Source organism: Rhodanobacter sp. UC4438_H5 (assembly GCF_052978405.1).
The window spans coordinates 2,351,397-2,364,618 of sequence record NZ_CM129672.1; the positions used below are offsets into that span (position 1 = coordinate 2,351,397).

Here is a 13,222-nt window from a genome sequence, read left to right on the forward strand (position 1 = left end):
ATCTGACGACATCTAATGTCGCTTCTAGCTACTCCGCCGTCTCACACACTTGCCGACATTCCACGTCGGCCCGAGAGCCTAGTCTTTCACAGGGTCCCATCAGAACCACGCCTTGTCTTTTGCCATCGACTTCGCCCTACCACCTCAAAGTTGACGTGGCATGCGATCAGCGATAAAGGTCACGGCGAATTCATGCTGGCCGCAGCGGATGGCGCACCGGTGCGAGGGGAGCCGCACAACTGCACGAACGATGAATCAGAACTACGGCCTGAAGTCGATGCGGATGTCTGATATTTGCTCTTGAGCCTCGGGCGGCAACTGCACGAGCCGCTCGGGAGGAAGTACTTCGCCAAATAGCTGCGCGCGTAACAAGTGTATCCGCTCCTGCACCACTGACGAACGCAGGTCGTCGTAGGTGCCCTTGACCGCGAGCGTGTACACCTCGATCTTCGGCGGCGTCACGCCATTTTGCAGCGCATCTTCACATGCGTTCATCCATGCGCTGTCCTCCCTGTCCACGCGTCCGATCTGCTGTTCGATCCGCCCTGGATTCCAGTCCAGGTGGAATAGGACCACCGTTCGGCACGCGCGATGGAGGTTCAGACCTTCGCTCATCACGTCCGCCTGGCCCAGGAGCACGCGCGGATTGAGATTCGGATGATTGAACGTGCCCTGCCGTGCGCGACGCGTCGGCGTCTTTGTATCACCGATCATCAGTTGCGCGAGTGGGCTCATGCGGAACACATAGTCGCCGCCATCGTTGCGCTGCAACTCGTCCTTGAGCTGGTCGACAATCCTGTTCCAACTCTGAACTTCCCGGTTGGCCTTCTGCTCGTCGTCGTCTTCGGGTGGATCGGGATCGCGCAGGCTCGCGAGGCGATTGCGAGCTTCCACGCGCACGGAATCCCTCTCGTCGGGCGTGTCGACGATCCACAGCTGATCCTCAACACAGAGTTGCTGGACCAGCCACGTAGTCAGCACACCAACCAGCTCCACGGAGAGCTTGGGAACGAGCCCGGCCTCTTCCACCACGCGACTGCATACATCACGCAACTGCTCGCGCTCCCGCACGTATTGCGCCGTGAACTCCGCGGCCTTCGACTCGAATTGCTGGTCGCTCATTGTGGCGAGACCGAACTCCGGATCGAGGCGCCAGCGCTGCATGTCAGGATCGGCGGCCCGCACGCCCAGCGGCAACGGGATCGGCTTCACGTCTCGCATATGCCGCAGGTAGTGGCGAATGTTCAGGCTGCGGTTCAGCGCATGCAGGGAGGCCAGGTATTCGCCGAAAACCAGCACTTTCTCCCCTTCACGGCCGCCCGCGAGCTTCTCGATCAACCGTACGGCCTCCCGCACGCGCGGGTGCCATTGCAACGCATAACGCGGATCGTCACCGACCTTGCCGAGCTGCTCCCTATCCTCCCCTGCGGCGACCGCGCGCCAGTATTCGCAGCGTTGTAATCGGGCCTTTTTAGCCTGGTCCACGACGGCCGCCACGACCGCAGCCGCTTCACTGCTCTGCTCTGGCTCTTTCTTGTCGCCATCCGCGTCCCGGACAGACTCCGAGAGGTGCGGCAGGGCCTGCGAAAAGCGAATGCCCGCCGTCTTCAGTTCGTGTCCGACGCTCGCACCCCGAGCCGCCGCGGCCAGCGCCTCGGACAACGCGAGCTTGCGGCGCTCGTCCGGTCGCAAACAGGCCGGCGCAAGCGAGTGCGTGATGTATTTGCGATGAGGATGCGCGCTATTCGGCACGCCAGGCAATTCCGAGTAACGCTTGACCAACGGATGATCGCGCCATAGGCGCCGCGTGACGACGTCTCGCAATTTCAGCTGAAATTCGCCGGCGGCCTCTCTGAGTTCGTTGATTTCGCCTTGCGACCCTGAGCGCAGTTTATCGACCGCTTCGGCATAGCGTTTCACGACCCCGCCAAGGCTCACGACCCGATCTGCACCCAAGCCAAGTCGGCTAAAGATCGCCTTCCACTGATCGACATCGAGCTCCATGGGCGTAGCAGTCAGCGCGACTCGCTTCGACGGCTTCGCCCGTGAGTCCGACATCAGGATATGGTCGATCAGCTTGGTCAGCCGGCTGCGCAATTTACCCTGCGCCTGCTTTTCCGCGAGACTGAGATTCGCGCCCGCGCGGCTCTTGTGCGCCTCGTCGATGATGAGCAAGTCGAAGTTGCCCAACAGTTCGCCGATCGTGTTCTGAAACAGCTCGGCGCGCTGTTCGTCTTTGAAGGTTTCCGGCGCCGGCTTGCCGAGCATGGCTGCCCCTAGCCGACGGCGCAAACCGGCACTGCCTTGTTCGCCGATGTACCGCGCGGCGCGCTCCTGCATCGCGCTGACCACCAGTTTTCCGGCGCCGTATGCAACAAAGCCCGCAGCCTTCCTGGCGAGGTAAGGCAGTGCCCATAGCTCCTGGTTCACCACCTTGCCCACCGGGGGCAAGCCGAATCCGTGCGAGATGAACAGAATCGGGAATGCGTCGGCCAGCGGATACGGGCTATCGTCGACGTTGCCGCCAGCTTCGTCGCCATCGCTGTCGTCAGCGAATAGATCCGCGTAAGTCCGCAGGAAGCGATGCGGGAGCGGGTTCGGTAACCAAGGCAGCGACAGCGCGCTCAAATGCCCCAGGAAGCCTTGTAGTTCCTCGCTCTGCCATTGATAAGCTAGTCCCGGTGGAATCAGCACGGCGACGCGACCTCCGCTCGCCGCCACGCAGACCGCGAGCGCGATGGCCAAGCGCGTCTTGCCGAGCCCGACTTCATCGGCAACCAACACGCCTGGCTCCTCTCTGAGCCGCTTTGCCATCCAGCGTAGTGAAGCATGTTGATTGGCCCGCCACAGCGCCTCGATACTGGCGATCTGTTCGAGCCGCTCCAGCGCCAGATTCCAGTCCGAAGCGCTATTCCTATTGTGGTTTGCTCGGCTTACGCGCATACAGCCCTCGCGTTAGAAGGCGCGCACCATGCCCCGCGCAAGTCTCGAAGGAAGACCTGGTACGACGCGAGAAGGTCTGGTTGCTCTGCGAACCAGGTCGGCACGAAGCCCGGCTTGTCCAGCGCGTCGAACAGGTCGACGTCGAGTGCCCGGATCGCCTCCCGCTCGGCGGTCGCCGTCTGCTCCAGCAGCAACGCACGCAGCTGCGCCAGCCAGTAAGGGAATTCCTCGGGCGTCGTCAGCACGTTGCGCTGCGCGATCGTCTCGACCAGCATCGCGAGCGTCCGCAAAGGGTAGCGAGCCGAACAGACATGCGTAGCCGTGGCGGGCACCGTAGCGTGGCCGAAGTCGTCGTCGCCCTCGTGATCGTGCGGCGGGAGCGCGGGGAATACGAGTAGTGCCTGCAGGATGCTCGCCATTTCCAACTGCGGCATCGCGCGCCTGCCCAACAGCCCGTTCGCGGAAAGCACGGCTATATCCCAGCCAGCACCGACGGCTTGCGACGCTGGGTCCACGCTCGTCACACGTACCGACGGAGGACAGACAGCCCCCCATAGCACGGACTCTTGGTCCGGTTCGACCGGCAACCAGCGACCGTCGGACGCTTGCAACCACAGCGTCGTCGGCAGCACTTCGCTGCGAACGAGGTGCAGATGCTCGCCAATCTGACGCAATAGCAGCACGGGCGGTGGATCGAGCGGCTCGAACATGTCTTCGCCCTGGCCCTCGACTGCATTCTTCAGATCCGCTGCCGATGTCCATCCTCCGCATGCAAGACGCTGCCAGACGCGCGCGATACGTTCTTTTGGCAACAGGACCACGCCGGCCTCGACATTGCCGATGCGCGAAGCAATCGAAACACGGCCGTCGAGGTTTGCCCGCGTGAGGAAACCACGGTGCGAGAGATTGCCGGAACCGAGGTAGAGAAAGGCCAGCGTCGCAGTGGCGTCATCCTCGCCACTGACACGATCGAGCCCGGCGATGTACTTGGCGTGCATAAGCTTGCGGCCGCCCCTCGGCTTCTTCTCCAGCGGATCGCGCGGCAGGCATAGCCACCATTGCCCGGCCCGGCTTTGCAGCAGCCCGCGTTCGCCCACCTTGGTTTTGCGCAATTGCTCGAACCAGTCCGCAATACCACCAGCTCGTTCGGGATTGAAAACCAACAGACGCTTGCCGGGATTGCCCAGCGACTCCAGTTTTTCCAGCACCGTGGGTTTCGAATCCGCGGTCGACTTACTCGCTTGCTCGAAGAAGCCCGAGCCCGCTACTAAAGTCGAGACGCCTTTCTTCGGGAAACGCGTCCGGACCTGATCGAAAAGCGACCGATCCAGACTGTGAATGAATTGTGGTCTCAGACGCGATGCGGCCCCGCGTACCTGCATCCGCTCGCGCCAGACCTTCAGCCACCCGGTGACGAGCAAATCGTTGGCGAGGCTGGCGTAGTGCTTGCCGTAGAGGCTGTGCAACATCCGCTCGAAGAATCCGAACGCGGCATGGACGTCGACTAGCGCCTGGGTTGCGTTCACCTCCTCGCTTTGCTCGTCCCACTCTGTCGTCCAGAACAGGTCGATCTGCGCTTGGCGCCCCCAGGTTTCGGCGATCCAGTTCCCGGTGGAGACGACGAGACGCCAGCGCCGCGGCGCCCCAAGCGTCGATGGCCCGAAACCCATGAGCGCCACTTTCGCGTGCATTAGTGACGTGCGGCTGCGCCATATCTCCTTTAGGCAAGGCGCGAGTTGCAGCAGACCCGGAACCGGTTGCGCCTGCGACTGCCGGTTCGATGCGTCGACAAGCAGCAGTCCACGTACGAGGCCTCTGGCCCGGCGCTGAGCTGGAGTCTCGTTCGTGAACGCAGTCAGCGCCCGCTCGACGGTTTCTGCGTCGCTGCTGAGTCCGCAGAGCAGCAGATGCGTGCCGTGCTCGCCTTGCGGTGGCGAGAAGAGCGTTTCGAGGTCGCCTCGGTCGTTGATGTCGCTCATGGCTGCGCCTCCGCGTCGGCGAGCAACTGTCGCAATCGCAACAGCGGGCGCGGTACGCGGTAGGTGTCTTCCTGTATGTCGTTTTCCTGCAGATCGTAGGCGTCATCGGCCACCAGTGGCTTGCCGCTGTAGGCCACACCCTGGTCGATGCGCCCATCGATCACAGAGAACACCATTGGCGCACGCGCGGCCAGCAACGCGACTCGCTCCTCCAACCCGCGCGAAGCCGATTGCTCCGCGCAAAAGCCTGACGCATCCACTGGTGTCCCCGACGCAGCACCCGCCCGCAGCACGTCGCAGTCACGGCCCAGCGCGGCGAAAGCATCGGCCACGTCCTGGCGTTCCGCCAACGCGCGCACCTTCTGCGCCGAGCTACGGATCGCATTGCTCATCGCCTGCGCAGCATGCAAGGTGCTTGCTCGCACGTCCTCGAACGCGAAACACGTAGCGAGCCTCGCGGCATGCTCGGCGTGCTGCACATTCGCAAGGAAATCGCCGCGGCCGCTCTTGGTCGCAAGCGTTGCGTCGGTATGGCGCCCCAGCAATCTCTCCAGATCCGCTCGACGCGCATCGTCGCGCACACGCGCCAGCACGAGACGCTTTTCCGCTTCGCTGGCCAGCGATGGCTGGAGGGCAGCCTTGATCGCCGGATGCACTTTTTTAGTGTCCCTATTGCCTTCCTCGATCCAGTCCCTCAGCCAGCTGCGTGCATCTCCGCCAAGTTCCTTTCCGCTCGCGAACGCCAGCTCGGCGAGCTCGATGCCGGCAGGCGTCAGCTCTAGCACGCTAAAGCGCGCCTCCTCGCGAACACAAAGTTTTAGCCCCGGCAGCGCTCGCGTCGCGGAGCGGCGGAACGGGACGGTGACGTACGCGCCACCCTTCGCAATGTCGCTGAACGAGAGGCTGGTGCGGCCAGCGAATTTGCGCTTGCCCTGCACGCGATGTTCCGACCGGGCTTGCGGGTCACGGCGCACCACGATCCAGCTCGCGAATGCTTCCAGCGCTTCCGCAATGCGCGCGGCTGTAGCCGGCGTATCGACCTCCTGCGCGAGGCGCAGTCCCATGCATGCCCAGCTGAGCTGGCGCACAAAAAACGCACCGCCCAGGCCGGGCACAGCCCATTCGTTGAAGCCCATGATCGCGCGTCGTAGGCCAAAATCCAGCCGCAAACGCATCTGGGCAAAATCCTTCGGTTCCACCGCACCCCACATGACCCCTACCTTCGTATTGTTTGTCGACCACATCAATCCAGTTCTTACTGAAGAAACCCGATGCCGGGCTTGGACACCGCCTTGAGTGCAGTCTCATCCTTCAACGCCGCCAAGAATCCCTCAAAGCAGGTGACTGGAAGAAACCGTTGTTGGCGCATTACAGCAGCGAAGTCACCCGGTGTGACATACCGAAGATGGGCGACAGCGAAGTGTTCCACATTCTCCGGCAAAGCAAAGCTCAATCGTTCCCCATATCGCCGCAGCAAGGCCGCAGCTTGCCTTGCCTGCAGGTAATCGAACTTCACCTTCAGATCAAAGCGCCGCAACGCTGCTTGATCTATTCCGGCCATCAGGTTGGTTGATGCCACGAAAATACCCTGGAATGATTCCATTTGAGTCAGCATTTCGTTGACGAGGGTAGCTTCCCAGCTACGACTGGAACCTTCGCGCTCGCGCAGGAAGCTGTCCACCTCGTCGATGAGCAGCAACGCACCATCACGCGTCGCCGCATGGAAGGCCTCGGCGATGTTGCGCTCGTTTTCACCCACGTACGGCGACATCAGGTCCGAGGCGCGCCTCACCAGCAAAGGCATGTCCAGTTGATCGGCCAGCCAGCGGCCATAGGCCGTCTTACCTGTGCCAGGCGGCCCATACAGGCACAGGCGCGCCGAGCGCGAATCATTGAGTCGTGCGGCGATCGCCGCCAAGTCCACATCGGCATTGATGAAAGCCGGGTCGTAGATGTCCGGCAGCGATTGCGCATCCTTGTTCCCCAGACGGGCATGACCCTGCGCTACCAGCGTGCTGTCCACCAGGTGCAGCAACGCCTTGCCCGCCTGCTCGCGCGACAGATCGGCTCCCAAGCGACGCATGACGCCGTTGGCCTGAGCCACCACCGCCGGTGCAAGCTTTTCCTCCTGCGCCAGCCTCCGCACGACGCCATCTTCGACGGCGTCTGCGCATAGCGTGCGCACGATGTGTTCGCGCTGCACCCTGGGCGGAACGGGGACTTCCACCACCATGTCGAAGCGGCGGATAAAGGCAGGATCGATGTCGTCGACACGGTTGGACAACCACAGTGTCGGGATCGCATTGCCCTCCAGCAGCCGGTTCATCCACGCCTTGTGCGACTTGGCCGTGCTTGCCTTCCCAAAACCACCATCGTTGAACACGTCTTCCATTTCATCGAAGACGATGAGCGCACCACTGTTGGCGAGAAAGCTCTGGCCTGCACGCACGGCACGCAGGCGCTGCTCTGCACCGAGCGGGTCGCCATCGTCATCCGCATCAGCCACCTCGAAGAGCTCGCTGCCCACTTCGGCAGCAAGGACGCGCGCCAGTTGGCTCTTGCCCGTGCCGGGCGAGCCATGCAGGAAGATGTTCACGCCCTTGCGACCTTCCCGAAGTACCTGCTTCAGGTAGGGCACGAGAATGTCGAGGGAGGCACCGAGATGGGGGTAGTCGGCCAGGGTCAAGGTTGCCGCGGAGGCAAGCTCGACACGGCCTCGGAGCAGCACCGCCGGATCAGCCTCCCCGGCGAGCATGACCTCAACAAAGTTTCTTGAGATCAGATTCAGCCGATCCTTGATGTCGCAGCAGTCATCCAAATCCAGCCGCACCAAGCCGCATCGCGACAATGCGCTTCGTCCGCTGAAAGCGTTCCTTATGTCAGCCTCCGGCAGGCAAAGGATGGCGGAAAAATGGGCGAACAGCCGCTGCGAGGACTGGCAGCCAAGGCCAAGGTACTGCATGACTTCAACCAGATGTTTCTCGCTGTGCACCATGACGGCAAAGCCAATCAGCGCCTGCTCGACCTCGTTCAGGCTGGTCAACCTGGCCAGGCGCCTGATGTTGCGGGTCAGCGTCGCCGGCCAGCAGCAGTCGTCCGCCACGCGCTCGATGTCGCGGTGAAGAACCCGTAACCGTGCGGTCACCGCACGTTGATCGAACTCCTCATCCTGTTTGTCGACCCAGGCTCCCAAGCCAACGGCTCTGGCCACGTTGTCGTCATCCAGGCCTTCCTTCTGCACCAGCCTCTGGTATCCACGCAACGGCACCAAGCACCGCAGCATCCACAGACGGACGATGGCCGGCACCTCAGCCTCGGCCAACGACGACCCACCCATCTTGCGTAGCTCTTTAATCGAGATAACCATGGAGACAGCCCCTTTTCTCCATGCCATCATCCGTATTGAAGCGACACATGGCGTCGCACCACGCTCAACTTGGCGCTCGCTCTGTGGCGTGCTGCTGGCACCCCGCTAGACCACTGGGTAGGCAATGGCCTCGAACTCGTCGCCCCCGGCCTGCATCATCACTTCGAGCATGATGGGCACCAACGTTCCCAGGATCGCGGCGCCATCCTTCACCTGCGCCCTGTTGGTCTTCCCGCCCCAGGTGGCCCCACCGTGCACCAATTGGTTCCGGAGCACGTAGAGGCGGTCCAGCACGATGGAGAGCAGCGTGCCCGTTTCCTTGCCCATCAAGGCTTTCATGGCCACCTTCTTGCTGGAGACGAATGAACCTTCCCAGGCGCCACTGCCATCATGCTCGCGCAGCGCCCGCCAGAATGGCTCGAAGACATGTTTGTTTTCGACCAGCGTGCGGATAGGGCCGCTGAACTGGCTGAACAGCGCGTGGTGGAGCTTTTGTTCGCTGTCCAGCCCAAGCAGCTTGTCGATGAACTGCTTCACCAGCAGTCGCTCGGTTTGCTCGAAACCGAATTCGCTGGCATAGGCGGCGTTGAAGGCGATCCACAGGAAGATGTAGCGGGCATCAGGATCGTCCATTTCCTGCTCTGCACGCGCCAGCCAACTGATCGCACGGTGGATGCGGACGCGCAACGGTTCCGGCTGACCATCCCGTATGCGCCGGTGTCGATCCTTCAATGTTCCCGCACCCATCGACTTCCCCCTGTATTCAGCCTGGCACACAGCGACAATCAAACCAGCCTAAGCGTCCGCCAGGCCCAATGACCGTTGGCGACGATGTCGCAACCGACTCAATCCAAATCCACTCAAGCGGATTTTGACGATGACTTGCGCGAACCGTCGCCGTTCTTGGCTTTCTTCAACAAGCCGTCGATGAAGTTCGCCCATTCCTGCATCATCACCTGGCGCTCGCCCAGATACTCCGCCTGGTTGTAGCTCGCGCGCACCTTGTTTCGCTCGGCGTGTGCAAGCTGTCGTTCTATCACGTCAGCGCGGTAACCAAGCTCGTTGAGGATGGTCGACGCGGTAGCCCGAAACCCATGAGCTGAGAAACCGATGCCGCCCTTGCCGTTGAAGCCCATGCGCTCAAGCGCTCGGTTCAACGTGGTAGCGGTCATGCACTCGATTGGCCGTCGATAGTTCGGAAACAAGAGGCCACGACCGCCCGTGTAGGTTCTCAGCTCCTGAAGCAATTCCACCGCCTGCTTAGACAACGGCACGATGTGCGGCTCCCGCATCTTCATCCGCTCGGCGGGGATGCGCCACTCCGCATCATCCAGGTCGAACTCGCTCCATTGGGCTTTGCGAAGCTCCACCGTCCGCACGAAGGTCAGGAGCATCAGACGCAAAGCGATCACCGTCGTGCGATAGCCGCCATACCTGCCTAGCTCATTCACGAAATGCGCAATCTGTGCACGCGACAACGGCCGGTGATGCACGACCTTGGATCGCTCAACGGCACCACGCAGTGCTGCGGCCGGGTCACCATCGGCACGGAGCGTCGCCACCGCGTAGCGGAAAATGGCCGACGACCACTGCCTTATCAGCAGCGCAATCGTCGCGGCTCCTCGCTTCTCAACGCGGCGAACGATCTCCAACAAGTGCGCTGCAGTGACCCTGCGAATCGGCAGCTTCCCGACATGAGGGAAGACGTCAGCCCGTAGGACGCTCTCTACCTGGCGATGGTAGTACGCGGTCCAGTTCGCCGATTTCTTCGCAACCCATTCGTTCGCCACGGCCTCGAACGTGTTGGCATTCGCCACCAGGTTCGACAGTCGCTCCACCTTTCGGCTGTGTGATGGATGGACAGCATCCGCGACGAGCGCGCGTGCACGGACGTGTTCAACCCTGGCGTCCGCCAGCGATACCGATGGGTATTCCCCGATGGCAAAAATGTTCTCCTTGCCAGCGATGCGATAGCGATACCGCCACAGCTTTGCGCCCGTTGGGCGCACCTCCAGATAGAGCCCGCCTCCATCCGCCAACTTGGCGGCCTTGGATGTTGGCTTGGCGGTTCGAACCTTGGCGTCAGTCAGCGGCATGTGCGGGTACCGGCTTCGATACCCGCAACGATACCCGCAATTTTCCTGGCTTGCCATAAACATCCTCGGACAAGGATGGAAACTTCAAGCCTGTTTTTAAGGGTTTTTTTCGCTATCGATGGATAGCTGCGGACTAGCCTGGATGCCGATGCTAATTTTCGATCATCAGGAGCATGGTGTGCTCTGCCGCCGCGGACATACCCAGAGACGCCCATGATAGCGGGACAACCGCGGCCGGTCAGCGCGGATGCGCGTCGGTCGGCGCCGGAGCGGGGTGCGAGAGCGGATAGCCGTGCTCCCGCAGCAGGCGCAGCACCCCATCTACGGGCAGTGCCTGCACCTGGTGGCCTTGCCAGCCGCGCATGTCGCCGGCGTGGAACAGGGAGTTGATGATGGCTTCTTCGGTCGCCTCGATGGCGGCCATGAACAGCGGCGACATGGCGTCGTTGCGCAGCACGGCAACCTGGCGCACGGACTGTTCGGCGGCGTACGGCACGCGGTTCGCCGCGTAGGTGGAGAAGGCGATCACGTAGTCGCCGCTGCCGTTGGAGGCGATGCCGCCGCTGCGGGCGAGGCCGAGGATCGCGCGTTTCGCCAGCCGTTTCAGGTTGCGCGCATCCAGCGGGGCGTCGGTGGCCACCACGATCATGCACGAGCCGTCGGGCGAGTCGTTCAATGCGTCGCTGAGGTAATACTTGTGCAGCAGCTTGCCGACCGGGACGCCGGCCACGGTCAGGGTGCCGCCGAAGTTGGTCTGCACCAGCACGCCGACGGCATAGCCGCCCAGACGGTCAGGCAGCTTGCGCGAGGAGGTGCCGATGCCGCCCTTGAAGCCGAACGCGACGGTGCCGGTGCCGGCGCCGACGTTGCCCTGCGCGACCTTGCCGCCGCTTGCCGATGCGATCGCCTGCAGCACGTCGCGCACGGCGACGTGGCGACCGCGGATGTCGTTGAGATAGCCGTCGTTGGTTTCCCCCACCACCGGATTGACCGACAGCACCTCGCGATTTTCGGGGTTGGCGAGCGCGTGCTCGATCAGCGCCGCAGCGGCCACCGGCACGCTCAGCGTGTTGGTCAGCACGATCGGCGTTTCGAGGTTGCCGAGTTCGTCGATCTGGGTGCTGCCGGCGAGCTTGCCGAAACCGTTGCCCACGTACACCGCCGCCGGCACCTTGTGCTGGAAGAGGTTGCCCGCGTGCGGCAGGATCGCGGTGACGCCGGTGCGCACGTCGTCGCCACGGATCAGCGTCTTCTGGCCCACTTCGACGCCGGGCACGTCGGTGATGGCGTTCAGGGCGCCGGGCGGCAGCACGCCGATGGCGACGCCGTAGTCACGCAGGTCGCGCTGCTGACCGAATGCCGGCAGGCAGGCCAGCAAGCCGAGTGCCATCGCGATGGCGCGGCGACCCATCAGCCCGCCTCGCGCCGTGGCCGCCGCCAGAAGCGGTAGATCAGCGCGCCGATCAGCAGCGCGATGGCGGCGGCGACCAGGTTGGCAACGCCGGCGCTGGCCAGCAGGCCCAGCGACAACGCCGTCGCGGCGAGCGGGATCAGCGGCCCGCCGGGCAGCCGCATGGCGCCCTCGCGCTGGCCGTGGCGCCTGCGCAGCACCAGCACCGCGACCGCCGTGGCGAGATAGCCGAACAGCCGCGCCACCACGGAGAGCAGCGCCAGCTGCACGAACGAACCGGACAGCGCCAGGATCACCGACAGCACGCCCACCGTGACGATGGCCACCGCCGGCGTGCGGAAGCGCGGATGGATGCGCGTGAGCGCGGCCGGACCCACGCCGTCGTCGGCGAGCGCGAGCAGGTAGCGCGGGCCGAACATGATCGTGTTGCTGTTGGTACCGAGAATGGAAACGGCCGCGCCGACGGTCAGCACCAGCGCCAGCCACATGCCGCCGAAGCGCGCCGAGGCATCGGCCAGCGGCGTGCTGGACGCGGCCAGCCCCGGCAGCGTACCCAGCGCCACCCACTGCACCGCCACGTAGGTCGCGGTGACGATCGCGATCATGGTCAGCATCGCGAACGGCACGTCGCGCTGCGGGTTGCGATATTCGGCGGCTGCCGCGGGCATGTTCTCGAACCCGGCATAGGCGAACAGCAACAACAGGGCGCCCTTGGCCAGGTCGTCCATCGGGATCGAGTCCACCGCCAGCGGCGAGGCCTGGCCCAGGTCGACGAAGAACGCGCCGATCAGCACGAACATCGCCAGCGGCAGGAACTTGGCGATCGCCAGGGTGACTCCGGTACGCGCCGCGGCGCGCACGCCGATCACGTTGATCCCGGTCAGCGCAGCCAGCGAGCCGACCACGATCAGCACGCGCATTTTGCCGTCGCCCGCCGCCGGCCAGAAATGCGTGACCGCATCGGCCAGGCCGTTGCTGAGTGCCGCCGCGCTGGCGATGCGGGTCAGCAGCAACATCCAGCCCACCTCGAAACCGGCGAAGCGTCCGAACGCCTCGCGCGCATAGAGATAGCTGCCGCCGGCCTGGTCGAAGTAGCTGGCGGCCTGCGCATAGCACAGCACCAGCAGGCTCACCGCGATGCCCGCCAGCAGCACGGCCCACAGGCTGGCCGGCCCCAGCAGCGCGGCAGCCGCTGCCGGCAGCAGGTAGATGCCGCTGCCGATCACGTCGTTGACCGACAGCCCGACCAGTTGCCAGCGCCCGACCGCGCGCAGCATGTGCGGCTGGGCGGTGGCGGCAGTTTCCACGGTCGCCGGCCGGGCGGGGGTGATTGAGATCGGCGACTGGTTCAAGAGCGATTCCGGAGGTGGCGGGATCAGGCATCGCCGCGATGCGCGCGACGCCGCGGCCACGGCCGTCGCAGTGC

General features: G+C 63.7%; 8 protein-coding genes. All 8 read right to left on the bottom strand.

The window, feature by feature from the left end; all coding sequences use genetic code 11:
* Positions 1–261: 261 nt before the first annotated feature.
* Positions 262–2,943 carry a helicase-related protein gene (locus ACVCL9_RS11035; protein ID WP_447098088.1) on the bottom strand — a complete coding sequence of 894 codons (2,682 nt, stop codon included), beginning with the start codon at positions 2,941–2,943 and terminating at the stop codon, positions 262–264.
* The gene (locus ACVCL9_RS11040; protein ID WP_447098087.1) at positions 2,934–4,922 is read right to left on the bottom strand and encodes a hypothetical protein; all 1,989 of its coding nucleotides are present in this window, start codon (positions 4,920–4,922) and stop codon (positions 2,934–2,936) included. Before ACVCL9_RS11040 ends, ACVCL9_RS11035 begins: the two co-directional genes overlap by 10 nt.
* Positions 4,919–6,133 (bottom strand): hypothetical protein, encoded by a 1,215-nt coding sequence (locus tag ACVCL9_RS11045; RefSeq protein WP_447098086.1) that lies wholly within the window; start codon positions 6,131–6,133, stop codon positions 4,919–4,921. Before ACVCL9_RS11045 ends, ACVCL9_RS11040 begins: the two co-directional genes overlap by 4 nt.
* 44 nt (positions 6,134–6,177) lie before the next feature.
* On the bottom strand, positions 6,178–8,289 hold the full coding sequence (locus tag ACVCL9_RS11050; protein WP_447098085.1) for an AAA family ATPase: 2,112 nt from the start codon (positions 8,287–8,289) through the stop codon (positions 6,178–6,180).
* Positions 8,290–8,394: 105 nt separating this feature from the next.
* Positions 8,395–8,976, bottom strand: coding sequence for a hypothetical protein (locus ACVCL9_RS11055; protein ID WP_447098084.1), 582 nt, complete (start codon positions 8,974–8,976; stop codon positions 8,395–8,397).
* A 173-nt stretch (positions 8,977–9,149) separates the two neighbouring features.
* A complete protein-coding gene (locus ACVCL9_RS11060) occupies positions 9,150–10,385 on the bottom strand; it encodes a tyrosine-type recombinase/integrase (protein ID WP_447098083.1) in 1,236 nt (411 codons plus the stop codon).
* 238 nt (positions 10,386–10,623) lie between these two features.
* Positions 10,624–11,796, bottom strand: coding sequence for a DmpA family aminopeptidase (locus tag ACVCL9_RS11065; protein ID WP_447098082.1), 1,173 nt, complete (start codon positions 11,794–11,796; stop codon positions 10,624–10,626).
* Complete coding sequence (locus ACVCL9_RS11070) at positions 11,796–13,073, bottom strand: APC family permease (protein ID WP_447099525.1); 1,278 nt, start codon at positions 13,071–13,073, stop codon at positions 11,796–11,798. Before ACVCL9_RS11070 ends, ACVCL9_RS11065 begins: the two co-directional genes overlap by 1 nt.
* Between the last annotated feature and the right edge of the window lie 149 nt (positions 13,074–13,222).